Origin of the sequence: Pseudomonas deceptionensis (assembly GCF_900106095.1) — a bacterium.
Classification (GTDB): Bacteria; Pseudomonadota; Gammaproteobacteria; order Pseudomonadales; family Pseudomonadaceae; genus Aquipseudomonas; species Aquipseudomonas deceptionensis.
In genome coordinates this window covers 2903768-2922451 of record NZ_FNUD01000002.1, presented here as the reverse complement: position 1 = coordinate 2922451, position 18684 = coordinate 2903768, and the positions used below count along the sequence as shown (strand labels likewise).

The 18684-nt window shown below is 60.3% G+C and carries 14 protein-coding genes; 6 read left to right on the top strand and 8 right to left on the bottom strand.

Features of this window, described 5'->3' with window-relative positions:
• Nucleotides 1–23: 23 nt before the first annotated feature.
• The 7 genes from BLW11_RS13330 to leuC all read right to left on the bottom strand — a co-directional run bounded on the left by BLW11_RS13330 (nt 24) and on the right by leuC (nt 9056).
• Complete coding sequence (locus tag BLW11_RS13330) at nt 24–2399, bottom strand: FimV/HubP family polar landmark protein (RefSeq protein WP_048358292.1); 2376 nt, start codon at nt 2397–2399, stop codon at nt 24–26.
• A 185-nt stretch (nt 2400–2584) separates the two neighbouring features.
• On the bottom strand, nt 2585–3595 hold the full coding sequence (locus BLW11_RS13325; RefSeq protein WP_048358293.1) for an aspartate-semialdehyde dehydrogenase: 1011 nt from the start codon (nt 3593–3595) through the stop codon (nt 2585–2587).
• A 176-nt stretch (nt 3596–3771) separates the two neighbouring features.
• Nucleotides 3772–4884: an aspartate-semialdehyde dehydrogenase gene (gene asd / locus BLW11_RS13315; protein WP_048358295.1), complete on the bottom strand. Its 1113-nt coding sequence runs from the start codon at nt 4882–4884 to the stop codon at nt 3772–3774.
• A 68-nt stretch (nt 4885–4952) separates the two neighbouring features.
• The gene (gene leuB / locus BLW11_RS13310) at nt 4953–6035 is read right to left on the bottom strand and encodes a 3-isopropylmalate dehydrogenase (RefSeq protein WP_048358296.1); all 1083 of its coding nucleotides are present in this window, start codon (nt 6033–6035) and stop codon (nt 4953–4955) included.
• Nucleotides 6036–6092: 57 nt separating this feature from the next.
• Entirely contained in the window at nt 6093–6860 is a 768-nt protein-coding gene (locus BLW11_RS13305) for a class I SAM-dependent methyltransferase (RefSeq protein ID WP_048358297.1), read from the bottom strand.
• 122 nt (nt 6861–6982) lie between these two features.
• The gene (gene leuD / locus BLW11_RS13300; RefSeq protein WP_048358298.1) at nt 6983–7627 is read right to left on the bottom strand and encodes a 3-isopropylmalate dehydratase small subunit; all 645 of its coding nucleotides are present in this window, start codon (nt 7625–7627) and stop codon (nt 6983–6985) included.
• Nucleotides 7628–7637: 10 nt separating this feature from the next.
• The gene (leuC, locus tag BLW11_RS13295) at nt 7638–9056 is read right to left on the bottom strand and encodes a 3-isopropylmalate dehydratase large subunit (protein WP_048358299.1); all 1419 of its coding nucleotides are present in this window, start codon (nt 9054–9056) and stop codon (nt 7638–7640) included.
• Between the two features lie 133 nt (nt 9057–9189).
• Here leuC and BLW11_RS13290 point away from each other — a divergent pair, with 133 nt between their 5' ends.
• Complete coding sequence (locus tag BLW11_RS13290) at nt 9190–10110, top strand: LysR family transcriptional regulator (RefSeq protein ID WP_048358300.1); 921 nt, start codon at nt 9190–9192, stop codon at nt 10108–10110.
• A 39-nt stretch (nt 10111–10149) separates the two neighbouring features.
• Complete coding sequence (locus BLW11_RS13285) at nt 10150–11331, top strand: acetyl-CoA C-acyltransferase family protein (protein WP_048358301.1); 1182 nt, start codon at nt 10150–10152, stop codon at nt 11329–11331.
• Nucleotides 11332–11398: 67 nt separating this feature from the next.
• Here BLW11_RS13285 and BLW11_RS13280 read toward each other — a convergent pair whose 3' ends face one another.
• Nucleotides 11399–12265 carry a pirin family protein gene (locus tag BLW11_RS13280; RefSeq protein ID WP_048358302.1) on the bottom strand — a complete coding sequence of 289 codons (867 nt, stop codon included), beginning with the start codon at nt 12263–12265 and terminating at the stop codon, nt 11399–11401.
• 243 nt (nt 12266–12508) lie between these two features.
• Between BLW11_RS13280 and BLW11_RS13275 the strand changes: the two genes are divergently transcribed.
• From BLW11_RS13275 to BLW11_RS13260, 4 genes are all read left to right on the top strand, one after another.
• Nucleotides 12509–14983, top strand: coding sequence for a TonB-dependent siderophore receptor (locus BLW11_RS13275; RefSeq protein WP_048358303.1), 2475 nt, complete (start codon nt 12509–12511; stop codon nt 14981–14983).
• A 101-nt stretch (nt 14984–15084) separates the two neighbouring features.
• On the top strand, nt 15085–15948 hold the full coding sequence (locus BLW11_RS13270; protein ID WP_048358304.1) for a LysR family transcriptional regulator: 864 nt from the start codon (nt 15085–15087) through the stop codon (nt 15946–15948).
• Nucleotides 15949–16028: 80 nt separating this feature from the next.
• A complete protein-coding gene (gene codA / locus BLW11_RS13265) occupies nt 16029–17267 on the top strand; it encodes a cytosine deaminase (protein WP_048358305.1) in 1239 nt (412 codons plus the stop codon).
• Between the two features lie 94 nt (nt 17268–17361).
• Entirely contained in the window at nt 17362–18606 is a 1245-nt protein-coding gene (locus BLW11_RS13260; protein ID WP_048358306.1) for a D-mannose isomerase, read from the top strand.
• The last annotated feature ends 78 nt before the right edge of the window (nt 18607–18684 follow it).

Below are 18684 nucleotides of genomic sequence, written 5' to 3'. Positions count from 1 at the left end.
AGCGACTACGAAGGGCTGTGGATTCAGGTCAGACGCGAAATCATTTCCAGGGCTTCGGCCTGCTGCTGCGGGTTACCCTCTTCCATCACTTCGGTCAGGATATCCCGCGCGCCCTCGTCGTCGCCCATGTCGATATACGCCTGGGCCAGATCGAGTTTGGTTGCCGTTTCATCGGCACCCGAAAGGAAGTCGAACTCAGGCTCGTCATCGGCAAAAGGCTGCGCCAGGGACGACTCTTCCATGCTTTGCGACAGGCGCTGCAACTCGGCATTGACCTTGTCCAGCTCAAGCGAAAAGCTGTCCGGTGCCGCCGGAGCCGGAGCGCTCTCGTCCGCCAGGGACAGATCGAAATCCGCCGGCAGGTCCAGATCAAAATCCGTCACGTCTTCATGGGCAGACTGGACCTGCGCCTGCTGCTCAAGCACCGCTTCAAAGCTGTCCGCTGCAGGCTTGTCGAGGACTGGCTGCGACGGAACTTCGGCAGGCGAGGCCGCTTCCAGTTCGTCAAGGCTCAGGTCGAAATCGTGATCAAAGGCTTCAACGGGAGGTGCAGTTTCGGGTTCCGGCTCTACCTCGCGGTCGTCACGCATCATTTCCTGGACGAACTGCGCTTGCAGCTGCGTGGCCACTGCGGCGGTGGCGATGCCCGCCGCCCCCGCCAACATGGCCGGGTATTGCTTCTTAAGCTGCTCGACTTCGGTGTGGTTTTTGCCATTGGCGACCAGCTGACGCTCTTGCGCGACAAAGGCTTCCCGCTCGCCCAGCTCGCCATAGACTTCCATCAGCCTGAGGCGCAGGTCACAGCGGTCCGGGGCCTGATCGATCGATGCCCTGAGCAACGCTTCGGCTTCGCGCAACTGGCGCTGCTCGATCAAGTGCTGAGCCTCAGCCTGCACATCTGCTGCGGGCCTGGGCTTGCTCAACGACACGGGCGCCGCTACGGGAGCGACGGTGTGAACGACAGATGCAGGTGCCGGCTCAAGTGTGACGCTGCGCGAAGGGGTTTCCAGCCCTTCGAAGCTGCTTGGCGGCATGTCCAGATCCATCGCAAAGCCGGACTCTTCTTCGAGATCCCGCGCCATGCGCTCATGCCGCTGAGAGGCCAGCAGGGCTTTGCGCCGGCGAACCAGCAGCAATAGCAAGAGCAGCATCAAAACCGCTGCGCCACCGACCAGCCCGAGCAACAGCGGGCTACCCAACAGGTCCTGAATTTTACGCTCGACGCTCGGTGCCGCAGTGCTTTCAACCGGCGCTGGCGCGACCGCCGTCGCAGGTACGCCCTCGAGTGCCGGCGCAATATCGGCTTCCGGCGAGTCCGCCGGCTGCACCCCGGGGGCGGCCGCTATGGCAACGGCCGGGTCCACAGGCGCCTCGCTTCCAGCCTCAAGCCTGGCCAGTTGATTGTTTTTCAAATCAATCAGGCGTTGCAGTTTGTCCAGCTGGCTTTGCAAGTCTTGCATGCGGCTTTGCAGTTCGACGTTTTCACGGCGAGTGCTGTCCAGCCCTTCCTGGGCCACCGCCAGCTTGTCATTGACCTGGCTGGCATCCCCGGCATTTCCCTTGCCCGCGGCTTTACCCGCCTGCCCCGACACCAGGCTCAGACCGTCCCGGGTTGGCGTTTTGGCAACAGGGGGCCGCGCCGGCTGGCGACCGGTTGCGTCCAGTTGCTGGGCCAGTGGCACCGTGCGACGGCCGTTACGCCAGTCGGCATTTTGCGAAGCAACTTCGTTGACGGCCTTGGCCTGAGCCAACTGCACGCTTTGCGTGGCATCCGGCAAACGCAGCACCTGGCCGGTTTTAAGACGGTTGATATTGCCGTTGATAAAGGCATCTGGGTTCAGAGCCTGAATCGCCAGCATGGTCTGCTGGACCGAGCCACCATTGCGCGCCTTGGCGGCAATTTCCCACAGGGTGTCGCGGGCCGTGGTGGTGTATTGCCCAGGCTCGGCAGATGCAGAAGCGGGTGCCGATGCAGCAGCGGCTGCGGTCTGGGGCGAGAACTTTGCAGGGTCGAGCAGAACGCTGTAGTCGCGCAGCAAGCGGCCATTTGGCCACATCACTTGCACCAGGAATTTTACGAAAGGCTCGGACAACGGCTGGCTGGAGGTAACGCGCAGCACGCTCTTGCCGTCGGCGTTAATCACCGGGGTAAAGCGCAGATCCTCCAGAAAGGCCGGCCGTGGCACGCCCTCGTTGCTGAAGTCCTGGGCCGGGGCCAGGCTCGGCACCACTTGCGCAGCCGTCAGATCCTTCACGTCCAGCAACTCGATTTCGGCCAGCAACGGCTGATTCAGGGTCGACTTGAGGGTCAGCTCCCCGAGCCCAAGCGCCTGTGCCATACCGGATGACAGCGCCGAAGCGGCGGCGATTGCTAACACTAATTTGCGAACCTGAACCATAGCCTCTTCCTTATTGGTACAGAACTCGTCCCACGAGGCCTGTATAGCTGCTGCCTGAAGGCAGGCCCGGGGCTTTTACCCGGCACACTGCCCCGTTACACCTGCAAGCCCTGACAGCAGCTTAACTGCGACGACCGCCGCTGGTCCTCTGTGACAACCTGCTACAAATTGGCGCCAAGTATCTTTTACAGCAGGTCTTTTATCAACAACTCAGCCAACTGCACGGCGTTCAGCGCAGCGCCCTTGCGCACGTTGTCCGAAGTCAGCCACAGGTTGAGCTGCGATGTGTCGTCCACACCGTGACGCACGCGTCCGACATACACCACGTCCTGCCCGACTGCATCCCCTACAGCTGTAGGATAGTCGCCATCTTCGACAAGTTCGATGCAGTCCCCGGCTTCAAGTGCCGCATTGACCGCCTTCAGATCCACCGGCCCGGCCAACTGCAGCGACACACTAAAGCTATCGCCAAAAAATACCGGCACTTGAATGCAAGTGACCGACATTTTCAGCGCGGGCATGCCCAGCACTTCACGCAGTTCGGTCACCAGGCGCTTTTCGAGCGGCACATGCCCCTGGGCGTCCGGCTTGCCGACCTGGGCCAGCGCGTTGAACGCCACCTGGCGATCAAAGAAGCTGGTTTCCAGCGGGTGCAGATTCAGCAGTGCCGTGGTTTGGCGTGCCAGCTCGGCAACCGCTTCGCGCCCCTGGGTAGACACCGCCAGGCACGCGGTCACATTGAGCTGCTCGATCTGGAGCAAACCGCGCAAGGGGGCCAGTGCCACCGCAAGGGCTGTCGCCGAAGGGCTTGGGCTGCTGACCTGCACCGGCTGCGACAAACCGCTCAATGCCTGTGCATTGGCCTCGGGCACCACCTGCGGCGCCTGGGCCGAAGGCAAGGCTCCGGACAAGTCCACGATCATGCAACCGGCGGCGCGAGCCTTGGCGGCAAAGCTCAGGGTAACGGCGGGACCAGCAGCAAAGAATGCAAGCTGTACTTTGCTGAAATCGAACTCGTCGACTTCACGCACTCTTACGTTTTTGCCTCGAAAAGGCACCGAATGCCCGACTGACTCGCTGCTTGCCAGCAGGTGCAAGTCCGCTATCGGGAAATTGCGCTCTTCCAGGATCTGTACGATGGTTTCGCCGACAGTGCCGGTGGCGCCAACAACGGCGATATCGAAGGACTGGTTCATGTGTCTACCTCAGGCGAAACGTGGGGAGCGGCACTGTACCGGGCGCAACTGCGACAGGCAACGCAACCGACCTATTTGATGGATGATGACAACGCTACGGTTTATAGCCACCTGATAATCCAACAAAAAGCCCGCGCCTCTTTCGAGATGCGGGCTTGGGTGTTGCCAGGGGCGAATTAACGCTCCAGCAAGATCCGCAGCATGCGGCGCAACGGCTCAGCCGCACCCCACAACAACTGGTCGCCCACGGTGAACGCACCAAGGAACTGCGAACCCATGTTCAGCTTGCGCAGACGGCCAACCGGCACATTCAGGGTGCCTGTCACCCTGGTCGGGCTCAGCTCTTGAATGCTGGCTTCACGCTGATTCGGCACCAGCTTGACCCAAGGGTTGTGCTGGCTGATCAGGCCTTCGATATCCGCAATCGGCACATCTTTGTTCAGCTTGATGGTCAACGCCTGGCTGTGGCAACGCATCGCACCGATACGCACGCAGATACCATCCACAGGAACCGGGTTCTTGAAGCGACCCAGGATCTTGTTGGTTTCGGCCTGGGCCTTCCACTCTTCGCGGCTTTGACCGTTTGGCAGCTCTTTGTCGATCCACGGGATCAAGCTGCCAGCCAGTGGCACGCCGAAGTTTTCGGTCGGGTAGGCATCGCTGCGCATGGCTTCGGCCACACGACGATCAATGTCGAGGATGGCGCTGGCCGGGTCGGCCAGTTGATCCGCAACCGCAGCATGGGTCGCGCCCATTTGCTTGATCAGTTCACGCATGTTCTGCGCACCGGCGCCCGAAGCCGCCTGGTAGGTCATGGCGCTCATCCACTCAACCAGACCTGCTTCGAACAGGCCACCCAGGCCCATCAGCATCAGGCTGACGGTGCAGTTGCCGCCGATGTAGTTCTTGGTGCCCGCATCCAGCTGCTGGTCAATCACACGACGGTTGACCGGGTCCAGAACAATAACCGCGTCATCCTGCATCCGCAGGCTCGACGCCGCATCAATCCAGTAACCCTGCCAGCCCGCCTCACGCAGTTTGGGGAACACCTCGGTGGTGTAGTCGCCGCCCTGGCAGGTCAGAATCACATCGAGGGTTTTTAACTCTTCAATGTTGTAAGCATCCTTGAGCGGGGCAATATCCTTGCCCACGGACGGACCTTGTCCACCGACATTGGAGGTAGTGAAAAACACTGGCTCGATAAGATCGAAATCCTGCTCTTCCAGCATCCGCTGCATGAGCACGGAACCAACCATACCGCGCCAACCGACCAGACCTACACGCTTCATCACAACGACACCTTTAACAAAAAGTGGGGTCGTTACTTCCACCAACAGGAAGTAACGGGCCAGAGAGATTACAGATTCTGTAGCGCGGCGACTACTGCATCGCCCATTTCCTGTGTTCCGACCTTGGTGCAACCCGCCGACCAGATGTCACCGGTACGCAAACCCTGGTCCAGAACCAGGCTTACCGCCTGTTCGATTGCGTCAGCTGCGCCGGCCTGATTGAAGCTGTAACGCAGCATCATCGATACCGACAGAATGGTCGCCAGCGGGTTGGCAATGCCCTGCCCCGCGATGTCCGGCGCCGAACCGTGGCATGGCTCGTACATGCCCTTGTTGTTGGTGTCCAGGGACGCCGACGGCAGCATGCCGATCGATCCGGTGAGCATCGAAGCCTGATCGGACAGGATGTCGCCGAACATGTTCTCGGTCACGATCACGTCAAATTGCTTCGGCGCACGCACCAGCTGCATGGCGGCGTTGTCGACGTACATGTGGCTCAGCTCAACGTCCGGGTAGTCCTTGGCCACTTGTTCGACCACTTCACGCCACAGTTGGCTGGAAGCAAGTACGTTGGCCTTGTCTACCGAACACAGCTTTTTGCCGCGAACACGGGCCATGTCGAAACCGACACGGGCGATGCGACGGATTTCGCTTTCGCTGTACGGCAGCGTGTCATAGGCCTGACGCTCGCCATTTTCCAACTCGCGGGTGCCGCGCGGGGAGCCGAAATAGATGCCGCCAGTCAGCTCGCGAACAATAAGGATGTCCAGGCCCGCAACGATTTCAGGCTTGAGGCTCGAAGCATCCGCCAGTTGCGGATACAGGATCGCAGGACGCAGGTTGCCGAACAGACCCAATTGCGCACGGATTTTCAGCAGGCCGCGCTCAGGGCGGATATCACGGTCGATCTTGTCCCATTTAGGGCCACCCACGGCGCCCAGCAGTACCGCGTCGGATACACGGGCACGCTCAAGGGTTTCATCCGCCAGTGGCACGCCATGCTTGTCGATGGCTGCGCCGCCGATCACGTCATGGGTCAGCTCAAAGTCCAGGTTGAACTTGTCGTTGGCCAACGCCAGCACCTTGACCGCTTCGGCCATGATTTCCGGACCAATACCGTCGCCTGGGAGAATCAGAATCTGCTTGCTCATGGGTTCCTCTTTCTTGTCTGTCGATGCCCCCGGGGGCGCATCCTGAAATTTTTAGGGTTACTTCTCAGCCCAAAGCACCAGCACATCTGTACTGAACGAGCCATCGGCTTCAATGTCGAAATAGTCGCGAACTTCCGCGCCCATCGACTGTTGCAACTGGCGAATGGCCGCGCTCATGACCTGCGGCGTACGCATGCGCTCGATCCAGGAGCTGAACTCTAAACGCAAACGCTGACGCTGTGTGCTGCGCGTATGCAAACCGGCTTCGCTGATCTGGCGCAGCCACTCGGCCGTCGAATAATCGCGCACATGGCTGGTGTCGCGCAGCACCTCGACACTTTGCAGATAGGTGTCGAACAGCGGGCTGCCGGGAGAAATCACATCGATAAACGCTGCCACCCCACCCGGCTTGAGCACCCGGCGCACTTCACGCAGGGCCAGGCCGAGGTCGCTCCAGTGGTGCGCCGAATAACGGCTGAGCACGTAGTCGAACTCACCATCGGCAAACGGCAGGCGCTCGGCCGCACCGCACACGGTACTGATATTGCCCAGCTCGCGATCGATCGCGGCGGCGCTTACGACATCGAGCATTTGCTGCGACAGGTCGTAAGCCACCACTTCCTTGACCAGTGCCGCCACATGGAAACTCACATGGCCCGCGCCACAGCCCAGATCCAGCACCCGCGCCTCTGACTTGCCGGCCAGCTCGGCCTTTAGCAGGCCGAACTCTGTGCCTTGCGCGTGCACGGCACTGCTCAGATAGGCCGAAGCCTGTTCGCCGAACTGTTTTTGTACAACCTGAGTGTGCTGGGCGGTGCTGGTCATGAAAACTTCCTTGAGTAATGACTGTGTAGCCGCTGCCGAAGGCTGCGATGGATTGCGCAGCAATCCTCAAAGGCTTGAAGTTCCCGCGGAACTTTTCGCAGCCTGCGGCAGCGGCTACAGGGTTAAGCGTCGCGGAACAACCACGGCTGGCTTGCGCGGTGCTTGCTTTCGAACACGGCAATCGCATCGCCGTCCTGCAAGGTCAGGCCGATATCGTCCAGACCGTTGAGCAGGCAATGCTTGCGAAACGCGTCTATCTCGAAGCTCAACACCTTGCCATCCGGACGGGTCACGGTTTGTGCTTCAAGGTCCACGGTGAGCTGGTAACCCGGCTCGGCTTCGACCTGGGCAAACAGTTCATCCACTTCAGCGTCGCTCAAAATGATCGGCAACAAACCGTTTTTGAAGCTGTTATTGAAGAAGATGTCGGCATAGCTCGGCGCGATGATGCTGCGAAAGCCGTACTCTTCCAGCGCCCAGGGCGCGTGCTCACGGCTGGAGCCGCAACCGAAGTTTTCACGGGCCAACAGTACGCTGGCGCCCTGATAACGCTCGGCATTGAGCACAAAATCCTTGTTCAGCGGGCGCTTGGAGTTGTCCTGGTACGGCTGCCCCACATCCAGGTAGCGCCATTCGTCAAACAGGTTCGGGCCAAAGCCGGTACGTTTGATCGACTTCAAAAACTGCTTGGGAATGATCTGGTCAGTGTCGACGTTGGCTCGATCCAGAGGTGCGACAAGCCCGGTGTGCTGAGTAAAAGCTTTCATGCTGCGCTCCTTAGATCAATTCGCGGACGTCGATGAAACGACCGTTTACAGCGGCGGCGGCGGCCATGGCCGGGCTCACCAGGTGGGTACGCCCACCGGCACCCTGACGGCCTTCGAAGTTGCGGTTGGAGGTAGAGGCGCAATGCTCGCCCGACTCCAGCCGGTCCGGGTTCATCGCCAGACACATCGAGCAACCCGGCTCGCGCCATTCAAAACCGGCTTCAAGGAAAATCTTGTCCAGGCCTTCCGCCTCGGCCTGGGCTTTCACCAGACCCGAACCCGGTACCACGATCGCCTGCTTGATGGTGGACGCCACTTTACGGCCTTTGGCAATCACGGCTGCAGCACGCAAATCTTCGATTCGAGAGTTGGTGCACGAGCCGATAAATACGCGATCCAGCTGGATATCGGTAATTGCCTGATTGGCCGTCAACCCCATGTACTTCAACGCACGTTCGATCGAACCGCGCTTGACCAGGTCGGCTTCCTTCGCCGGATCCGGCACGTTCTGATCAACCGCCAATACCATCTCGGGCGAAGTGCCCCAGCTGACTTGAGGCTTGATCTGGGCAGCGTCGAGTTCAACCACGGTGTCGAAGGTTGCATCACTGTCGGAAACCAGGTCTTTCCAGGCTTCGACTGCCATGTCCCACTCGGCACCTTTAGGAGAGAACGGACGACCCTTCACGTAATCGACGGTCTTTTGATCCGCCGCTACCAAACCTACGCGGGCGCCGGCTTCGATGGACATGTTGCAGATGGTCATGCGGCCTTCAACCGACAGGTCGCGAATGGCGCTGCCGGCGAACTCAATGGCGTGGCCATTGCCGCCCGCAGTACCGATCTTGCCGATCACTGCCAGCACGATGTCCTTGGCGGTCACGCCGAACGGCAATTGCCCCTCAACCGACACCAGCATGTTCTTCATTTTCTTGGCGACGAGGCACTGAGTGGCGAGCACATGCTCAACCTCGGAGGTGCCGATACCGTGGGCCAACGCACCGAATGCGCCGTGGGTCGACGTGTGCGAGTCGCCGCAGACCACGGTCATGCCCGGCAAGGTGGCGCCCTGCTCCGGGCCGATCACGTGAACGATGCCCTGGCGCACGTCGTTCATCTTGAACTCGGTGATGCCGTACTCGTCGCAGTTGTCGTCGAGGGTCTGGACCTGCAAACGGGAAACTTCGTCAGCAATCGCTTCGATCCCGCCTTTGCGCTCCGGCGTGGTCGGTACGTTGTGGTCCGGGGTCGCGATGTTGGCATCGATGCGCCAAGGCTTGCGCCCGGCCAGACGCAGGCCTTCAAAGGCTTGCGGCGACGTCACTTCGTGAATGATATGACGGTCGATATAGATCAGCGCCGAGCCATCGTCGCGCTGCTTGACCAAATGCGAATCCCAGAGCTTGTCGTAGAGCGTTTTGCCGGCCATCAGACGGTTTCCTCATCAGCTACTTTTCTGCGCCAATAACCACTTGGCTTGTGAGGTCGATCCTATGGCGTTACAGTTAATAACTCAAATTCATAATTTTCATGCTTTGGATAACCAACAGGAATTCGAATAGATGGATCTCGCGAATCTCAATGCCTTTATTGCCATAGCTGAAACCGGAAGTTTCTCCGGGGCCGCCGAGCGGCTGTTTTTGACCCAGCCCGCCATCAGCAAACGCATCGCCAGCATCGAGCAGCAGTTGAAGCTCAGGTTGTTCGACCGCCTGGGCCGTGAGGTCAGCCTGACCGAAGCGGGCCGTGCCTTGCTGCCGCGGGCGTATCAGATTCTCAATGTGCTGGATGATACCCGGCGGGCGCTGAACAACCTGAACGGCGAGGTCAGCGGACGCCTGACCCTGGCTACCAGCCATCATATCGGCCTGCACCGTTTGCCCCCCCTGCTGCGCGAGTTCACCCGCACCTACCCCAAGGTCGCACTGGATATCCAGTTTCTGGATTCAGAAGTGGCCTACGACGAAATTCTCCATGGCCGTGCCGAACTGGCGGTGATCACCCTCGCACCGGAACCCCATTCGCTGATTCGTGCCGTGCCCGTATGGGATGACCCGCTGGATTTCGTGGTGGCCCCGGAGCACAGCCTGACCCGGCAAAAGGCGGTCAGCATGGCTGACATTGCGCGCCATCCGGCGGTGTTCCCCGGCGGCAATACCTTCACCCACCATATTGTCCATCGCCTGTTTGAAGCCCAGGGCCTTACGCCCAATATCGCCATGAGCACCAACTACCTGGAGACCATCAAAATGATGGTGTCCATCGGTCTGGCCTGGAGCGTACTGCCGCGCACCATGCTCGATGAGCAAGTAGCATCGATTGCCCTGCCCGGCATCCAGTTGACCCGCCAACTGGGTTATATCGTGCATACGGAGCGAACCCTGTCCAATGCCGCCCATGCCTTCATGACCCTTCTGGATGGTCAGGTCGACACTCAGGCCCCTCAAACGGACGACTCCCGACTTCGTCACCCAGTGAAATAATCCAGCGCATTTGGCCCAATAAAACAACAAGGATCCGCCATGCAAGCTTCTGAAATTTTCATCCTCAGCGCCCAGCGCACGGCCATCGGCACCTTTGGTGGCGCACTCAAGGACGTGCCTCTGGGCGACCTGGCCACCACCGCCATAAAAGCGGCGTTGCTGAACAGCCAGGTCGAGCCCGAGCGCATCGGCCACGTGGTGATGGGCAACGTGATCCCGACCGAGCCCCAGGATGCCTATCTGGCGCGAGTCGCCGCGATCAATGCCGGGATCCCCAAGGAAACGCCGGCCTATAACGTCAATCGCCTGTGCGGCTCCGGTTTGCAGGCGATTATTTCAGCTGCCCACACCCTGATGCTTGGCGATGCCGAGTTCGCCATTGGCGCCGGGGCCGAAGCCATGAGTCGTGGCCCGTACCTGCTGCCTGCCGCCCGCTGGGGTGCGCGCATGGGGGATACGCCGATGCTCGATTACATGCTTGGCATTCTGCATGACCCGTTCCACGGCATTCATATGGGCATCACCGCCGAGAACATCGCCCAGCGCAACAACATCAGCCGCCAGACCCAGGATGCGCTGGCGCTTGAAGACCAGCAGCGCGCAGCGCGGGCCATCGCCCAAGGCTACTTCGACAGCCAGATCGCCGCTGTCGAGGTACGCAGCCGCAAGGGCACCGTGTTGTTCAGTCAGGATGAACACCCGAGGGCCACAACCCTTGAACAGCTGGCGCAGATGAAACCAGCCTTCAAGAAAGACGGCAGTGTGACCGCGGGTAATGCATCGGGGCTCAATGACGGTGCAGCGGCACTGGTATTGGCCAGTGGCGCTGCGGTACAGGCGGGCAATCTGGCGCCGATGGCCCGGCTGGTGGCCTACGCCCATGCCGGAGTTGAACCTGAGCTGATGGGCCTGGGGCCGATTCCGGCGACCAGGCTGGCGCTCAAACGGGCGGGGCTGAAGATCGAGGACATGGACGTTATCGAAGCCAATATCGCCTTCGCCGCCCAGGCCTGCGCCGTGATGCAGGAGTTGGGCATGGATCCGGCCAAGGTCAACCCCAATGGCTCGGGGATCGCCCTGGGGCATCCGGTTGGCGCCACCGGCGCGATCATCGCCACCAAGGCCATCCACGAACTGCACCGGATCAAGGGCCGCTACGCCCTGGCAACCATGTGCATTGGCGGAGGCCAGGGCATAGCGGTGATTTTCGAACGGGTTTGAAATCCCATTCCTCGTCCCCGTAGCAGCAGCCTCGTTCCTTCGGCAGCTGCTACGGGTTATGCGTAGATCAAGCAGGCATCCGGCCAAACTTGCCCGACTGGAAGTCAACAAATGCCTGTTGTATTTCGGCATCCGTATTCATTACAAACGGGCCATGCCCCACGATCGGTTCGTCTATCGGCTCGCCACTCAGGATTAGCAGCACTGCATCGTTATTGGCCTCAAGCCGGACGTGAGAACCGTCACGCTCGAACAGCGCCAACTGCCCTTCACGCACCACTTCCTGACCGTTGACCTCAACCGCACCGTGCAACACCACCAGCGCCGTGTTACGGCCCTGATGCACGTCGAACGTGGCGGCCTTGCCCGCGTTCAAGCGGATATCCCACACGTCGATATCGGTAAAGGTCCGCGCCGGACCGCGTTTTCCATCGAACTCACCGGCAATCAGGCGCAAACGACCTGCATCGTCCTTTAGCGCCAGATCAGGAATGTCCCGATCCACAATGCCCTGATAACCCGGTGCGGACATTTTGTCCCTGGCCGGCAGGTTGACCCACAACTGAACCATTTCCAGCGGGCCGCCACTGCGGGCAAACGCTTCGGAGTGAAACTCCTCGTGCAGGATCCCCGACGCAGCGGTCATCCACTGCACATCGCCAGGCCCTATCACCCCGCCGTTGCCGGTGGAGTCGCGGTGCTCGACTTCGCCCTTGTAGACGATGGTCACCGTTTCAAAACCACGATGCGGGTGCTGCCCTACGCCCCGACGCTCTGTAGTTGGCGAGAACTCGGCTGGCCCGGCGTAATCGAGCAACAGGAACGGGCTGATGTGTTTGCCCATGCTGTCGTAGGAAAACAGCGTGCGAACCGGAAAGCCATCGCCAACCCAATGGGGACGGGGAGCGGTGTAAACACCAAGAATCTTTTTCATGTTGCACCTCCTGTAAATCATGGTGACCAGTTTAGATTCGACACACCGATACGACTAGACAGGTTTTTTAGCACTCAGCGTTCTACCAGCAGAACAATTCCCTGACATAAAAGGCCAGGGGAATCGATCAGAACATTAAATCCGGTTTTTCCAGAAACTTGTTTCTGGTTTCTCAATCGCGCTGCGTCTAATAACTATTCCCATTAACAAAAAAGAAATTTCATCTCGGAGCCTAGGCACGCAATGCAACGACCCAACCTGAACCGGACCCCTCTTTCGATCGCCACCCAGCGTCAAACTGTTCGCCGCACCTTGTTGACCAGCGCCTTTGTGGCCTCGGTCCTGCTGGGTTCGACCATGGCCCAGGCAGCTGCGGTGGCCTTGAATATTCCGGCACAGTCGCTGGCCAGTGCATTGAATGAACTGGGCAAGCAAGCCAACCTGCAGATCCTGTATAGCCCGGATCAGGTTCAAGGCATCAAATCGCGTTCCGTCTTGGGTTCTCTGGAGCCGGTCAAGGCACTGGAATCCCTGCTTCAAGGCAGCGGCATTTCGTATCAACTCAATGGCGACACGGTAATTTTGAGCGCACACCAGGGCCAAGGCCTGGAGCTGGGTGCGACCAATATCTCTGGCCAAGGGATGGGCACCTCGCTGACCACCGAAGACACACATTCCTACACCACTGGCGCCAGCAACAGCTCGACCAAATTGCCACTGTCGATCCGCGAAACCCCGCAAACCGTGACCGTGATCACCCGTCAGCTGATGGACGACCAGGCGGCCCAAAGCATCGGCGATGTGCTGCGCAACGCGCCGGGCATTTCCACTCAGGCCTACGACAGCGACCGCATGGAATACTCGGCCCGCGGCTATGCCATCACCAACTTCCAGTACGACGGCGTTAACACCTTGTATGACGGGGTTTTCGACGAAGGTGCCACCAAGGTCGACATGGCCCTGTATGACCGGGTTGATATCGTCAAGGGCGCCACCGGCCTGCTGTCCGGTTCGGGCGAGCCTTCGGCCACGGTCAACCTGATCCGCAAAAAGCCGACACGCGAATTCAAGGCTTCGGTCACTGCCAGCGCAGGCTCGTGGGACAACTACCGCACCGAAGGCGATATTTCCGGGCCGCTGAATGACGATGGCAGCGTGCGCGGCCGCTTTGTGGGGGTGTATCAGGACGCCGATTCGTACCGCGATCACTACTCGAAAAAGAATGATGTGTTCTACGGCATCATCGAAGCGGATCTGACACCGGACACCCTGTTTACCTTCGGCATGGACTACCAGAACATCAAGCCTCGTGGCTCGTCCTGGACGGGTAACCCTTACTACTTCTCCGACTACACCAAGACCGACTTCAGTCGCTCGTTCAACCCGGCTACCGACTGGAGCCGTCGCGATGTTCAGATCCAGTCGACCTTTGCCGCCCTGGAGCACCGCTTTGCCAACGACTGGAAAGTCAAAGGCACCCTGACCCAGCAAACCAACGATCACGACACCCTGTTGGGCTCGGCCAGCGGCGGCAAGCCGAACCCGGTCACCGGTGACGGCATGTTCTTCTACTGGGGCAAGTGGGAAGGCCATCGCGTACAGAACACCTTCGATCTCAATGCCACCGGCCCGTTCACCCTGTTCGGCCGCGAACATGAACTGGTGGTGGGTGCGACCTCTCAGTCCTCCCGGCAAACCGGCGCGACCTTTGACGGCAGCGAGTACCGCAAACTGAACAGCAGCATCTTTGACTGGAACGGCAAATACCCGCAGCCCGATTTCCCGAAAAACGGCAAGTATGAAACCAACCAGAACCAGAACAGCGCTTACATCGCCGCGCGTTTCAAGCCGGCAGACGACTGGTCGATCATCCTCGGCAGCCGCGTGAGCGACTTCCAGTACAACAGCACCTACACGTACTACCAACAGACCAGTACTTTCCAGGACAACAAAACGACTTCCAAACAGCACGGCAAGGTCACGCCCTACGCAGGGGTGGTGTATGACATCAACGATACTTACTCGGTCTACGGCAGCTACACCTCGATCTACAAGCCCGTCACCGAGCAGAGCAGCTCCGGGACCACCCTGGCACCAACTGAAGGGAACAGCTACGAAATCGGCTTGAAGGGTGAGTACTTCGATGGCCGTTTGAATGCCAGTGCAGCCGTGTTCCGGACTGAGCAAAAAAATGTGCCGATACAAACAGGCACTGATGTGAACACCAACCTGGGCATCTACGAGTCCCTCGACGGGGCAACCACCAACGGTATTGAACTGGAACTGGCCGGTGAGCTGATGCCGGACTGGAACCTTATGGCCGGTTACACCTACGCCAAAACAAGGTCCGAAGATGGCAAGCGCGTGTATGGCTACCCGCTTGAAACCACCAAGCCGGAAAACGTGGCGCGGGTGTTCACCACGTATCGCCTGCCGGGCGTGATGAACAAGGTGACCGTGGGCGGTGGCGTGAACTGGCAAAGCCCGTTCTACGGCAAGATCTACAACGATGCAAAAGGCGACTCCGACTTCATCGAGCAACAGAGCTACGCGCTGGTCAACCTGATGACCCGCTACGAATACAACGAACACCTGACGTTCAACCTCAACGCCAACAACGTGTTCGACAAAAAGTACCTCTCGGGCCTGGGCAACTTCAACACCACTTACTACGGCGAGCCACGCAGTTTGATGCTGACTTCCAAATACACCTTCTGATCTGAAGTGCGGGAGCGGCCCTGGCCGTTCCCGCACAGGATTGGGGTGAGTAACCGCCTGTTCTCCCTTACACTGAACGCCCCTTGCTGACTGGCGCGTTTATGGACCTCGACCTGGCCCGCACCTTCCTCGAAATCGTTCGCTACGGCAGCCTTGTCGGCGCAGCCGAAAAGCTGCATGTAACCCAGACGGCCGTGACCGCGCGGGTGCACAAGCTCGAAAGCCTGTTGGGCGTGACCCTGTTTATCCGCAACCGCGCTGGCGCCAGGCTGACACCCGAGGGTGAAGCCTTTGTGGTGTACGCCAATCAACTGCTGCAAACCTGGGAAGCCGCCCGCCGTGATCTGCCACGCCCTGAAGGGCTGCACCAGATGCTGCACATCGGTGGCGAAGTCAGCCTGTGCAACCCGCTGATCCTCAGTTGGGCCAAGGCCCTGCGCCAGCACCTCACCACCCATGCCCTGCGGGTGCAGATCCGCGATTGCGAGTGGTTGTTGCGCCAGCTCGAAATGGGCCTGCTGGACGCCGTGCTGGTCTATCAGCCGGCCTATTGGCCCGGCGTGCAGGTCGAGCAGTTGCTGGAAGAAAAACTGATCCAGATTCGCCGCCCCGACCTGCCCGATCCCTATGTTTACGTTGACTGGGGCGACGACTTTCGCCGTCAGCATGACGCCGCCCTCCCCGACAAGGCCCGGGCCGCCATCAGCTTCAACCTGGGCCCCGTCGCCCTGCATTTCATTCTGCAAAACGGTGGCAGCGGCTACTTCCGCACCCGGGTGGTACAGAGCTACCTGGACAGCGGAGCCCTGGAGCGGGTGCCCAAAGCCCCCGAATTCAGCTACCCGACCTATCTGGTGTATTCCCGCGAGCGCGACAGTGCCGCCCTGCAACAAGGCATTGAATTGCTGCGCGACGTGGTCAGGCATGACAGTGACTGGTCCCAGGGCTGGGTGCCGGAGATTTAAGCCCCGGCCCCCTGCCGCTGCCGGCGACATTGAGCTACATTTTCTCAGGCCGCTGCGCGCCTTCACCACAAGGACCCACCATGAACCTGATCAATGCCCGACTGCGTCACATGGATGGCCTGCACACCCTGAGCTGGGAAAACCGGGTTTTCACCGCGATCACTCCACAAACCGCAAGCCTGACCCCGGGCGCACGGGACCTTGACGCCCGGGGCTGGCTGGTGATCCCGCCGCTGGTCGAACCCCATATTCACCTGGACGCAACCCTGACCGCCGGGCAACCCGAGTGGAACATGAGCGGCACCCTGTTTGAGGGCATCGAGCGCTGGAGCCAGCGCAAGCAGACCATCACCCTTGAAGACACCCGGCAGCGGGCCCATGCCACCCTCCGCATGCTGGCCGAGCACGGCATTCAACACGTGCGCACCCACGTCGACGTGACCGATCCGTCGCTGGTTGCTCTGCAAGCCATGCTGCAAGTGCGCGAAGAAGCCAGCCACCTGATCGATTTGCAGATCGTGGCCTTCCCCCAGGAAGGCATCGAGTCCTATGCCGATGGCCGGGCCCTGATGGAGCGTGCCGTGGCCATGGGCGCAGACGTGGTGGGCGGCATTCCGCACTTTGAAAACACCCGCGAACAGGGTGTCAGCTCGATCCACTTCCTGATGGACCTGGCTGAGAAACATGGCTGTCTGGTGGATGTGCATTGCGATGAAACCGACGACCCTCATTCACGCTTTCTCGAGGTCCTGGCCGAACAGGCCAGGGTGCGCGGCATGGGCAGCCGGGTAACCGCCAGTCACACCACCGCCATGGGCTCCTACGACAACGCCTATTGCTCCAAACTGTTCCGGTTGCTCAAGCAGTCGGGGATCAATTTTGTCTCGTGCCCCACCGAAAGCATTCACCTGCAAGGGCGCTTCGACAGCTTCCCCAAGCGCCGGGGCGTGACCCGTGTGGCCGAGCTGGATCGCGCCGGGATGAATGTCTGCTTCGGCCAGGACTCAATCATGGACCCTTGGTACCCACTGGGTAATGGCGCCATTTTGCGTGTGCTGGATGCCGGGCTGCACATCTGCCACATGCTGGGGTTTGAAGACCTGCAGCGCTGCCTTGACCTGGTCACCGACAACAGCGCCCGCACCCTGAATCTTGGGGATCGCTACGGCCTGGCTGTAGGCCGCCCGGCCAGTCTGGTGGTGCTGGAGGCCACCAGCGATTTTGAAGCCGTACGCCTGCAGGCCAAACCGTTGCTGTCGGTGCGCGGCGGCCAGGTAGTCATGACCCGCACCCCGCAGGTGGTTCATCTGAATGCCTGAGCGGCGCAAGGATGAAACCTTTCAGCTATTCACTTCAAGAGCAATCCCTTAGGCTGCGAACGTTGAATAACGACAAGAACACCACAGGTGGCCAATGACCGATCTCACCCGCACCAGCGACAGCTGGCTCACATCCTTACCCCATCAGCAGTGGCTGCGGGATCAGGGCCAGGCGCTGGTCGACTTTGCCAAGGCCGCACGCGTGCCCGACGGGTTCGCCCAGCTGGACTGTTTTGGCCGCCGCCCGGACGATGCCCCGGCGAACACCGTGACCACGGCGCGCATGGTGCACAGTTTTGCGCTTGCCCATATTCAGGGCCTGCCGGGCTGCACCCCGCTGATCGACCACGGCCTGGCCGCACTGGCCGGGCCCTTGCGTGATGCCAGCCACGGTGGCTGGTTTGCCAGCGCCCATGGGCAGGACGGCAATACCCGCAAAGAAGCCTATCTGCATGCCTTCGTGGCCCTGGCTGCCAGTTCCGCAGCCGTTGCCGGTCGTGGTGGCGCCGATCAATTGCTCAGTGATGCGGTGCAAGTCCTCGAAGAGCACTTCTGGTCGGAGCCTGAAGGCGCCCTGCTGGAAAGTTTTGCCGGTGACTGGAGTGACTGCGAGGCCTATCGCGGAGCCAACAGCAACATGCATGGCACTGAAGCCTTTCTGGCCCTGGCCGATGTCCTCGACCAGGACCTGTGGCTCAACCGCGCCCTGCGCATCGCCGAGCGAGTGATTCACCAGCACGCCGCACAATCGCACTACCTGCCGATCGAGCATTTCGATGCCCGGTGGCAGCCGCTGCCCGACTACAACCAGGACAACCCGGCGGACGGTTTCCGCCCGTTTGGCAAAACCCCGGGCCACGCCTTTGAATGGGCGCGCCTGTTGCTGCACCTTGAAGCTGCGCGCAAACAGCGTGGCCTGCCGGCACCCGAGTGGCTGCTCGAAGACGCCCGCCAACTGTTTCGCAGCGCGTGCCAGCATGGCTGGAATGTCGATGGCAACAGCGGCATCGTCTACACCCTGGACTGGAACAACCAGCCCGTGGTGCGCGAGCGCCTGCACTGGACCCTGGCCGAAGCGTCTGCTGCTGCGGCGGCGTTATTGCAGCGCACCGAAGAGCATGAGTACGAAGTCTGGTATCAACAGTTCTGGGACTATATCGACCTGTACATGATCGACCGCCAGCACGGCAGCTGGCACCACGAGCTGGGGGTCGACAACCAGCCTACGCAAAAGATATGGCCCGGCAAGCCGGACCTTTACCATGCGTACCAGGCCACGTTGCTACCGCGCCTGCCGCTGGCCATCAGCCTGGCCAGCGCTCTGAAACTGCGACGCTGAAAAAAACCTCGGCCTGTAGCCGCTGCCGAGGAACGAAGGCTGCGATGCAGACGCCTCGATGTATCAGATACATTGAGG

Bases quoted from the DNA above. Each gene is read 5' to 3' on its own strand.
- BLW11_RS13330 (WP_048358292.1), bottom strand. From the start codon at position 2,399: ATGGTTCAGGTTCGCAAATTAGTGTTAGCAATCGCCGCCGCTTCGGCG.
- BLW11_RS13325 (WP_048358293.1), bottom strand. From the start codon at position 3,595: ATGAACCAGTCCTTCGATATCGCCGTTGTTGGCGCCACCGGCACTGTC.
- asd (WP_048358295.1), bottom strand. From the start codon at position 4,884: ATGAAGCGTGTAGGTCTGGTCGGTTGGCGCGGTATGGTTGGTTCCGTG.
- leuB (WP_048358296.1), bottom strand. From the start codon at position 6,035: ATGAGCAAGCAGATTCTGATTCTCCCAGGCGACGGTATTGGTCCGGAA.
- BLW11_RS13305 (WP_048358297.1), bottom strand. From the start codon at position 6,860: ATGACCAGCACCGCCCAGCACACTCAGGTTGTACAAAAACAGTTCGGC.
- leuD (WP_048358298.1), bottom strand. From the start codon at position 7,627: ATGAAAGCTTTTACTCAGCACACCGGGCTTGTCGCACCTCTGGATCGA.
- leuC (WP_048358299.1), bottom strand. From the start codon at position 9,056: ATGGCCGGCAAAACGCTCTACGACAAGCTCTGGGATTCGCATTTGGTC.
- BLW11_RS13290 (WP_048358300.1), top strand. From the start codon at position 9,190: ATGGATCTCGCGAATCTCAATGCCTTTATTGCCATAGCTGAAACCGGA.
- BLW11_RS13285 (WP_048358301.1), top strand. From the start codon at position 10,150: ATGCAAGCTTCTGAAATTTTCATCCTCAGCGCCCAGCGCACGGCCATC.
- BLW11_RS13280 (WP_048358302.1), bottom strand. From the start codon at position 12,265: ATGAAAAAGATTCTTGGTGTTTACACCGCTCCCCGTCCCCATTGGGTT.
- BLW11_RS13275 (WP_048358303.1), top strand. From the start codon at position 12,509: ATGCAACGACCCAACCTGAACCGGACCCCTCTTTCGATCGCCACCCAG.
- BLW11_RS13270 (WP_048358304.1), top strand. From the start codon at position 15,085: ATGGACCTCGACCTGGCCCGCACCTTCCTCGAAATCGTTCGCTACGGC.
- codA (WP_048358305.1), top strand. From the start codon at position 16,029: ATGAACCTGATCAATGCCCGACTGCGTCACATGGATGGCCTGCACACC.
- BLW11_RS13260 (WP_048358306.1), top strand. From the start codon at position 17,362: ATGACCGATCTCACCCGCACCAGCGACAGCTGGCTCACATCCTTACCC.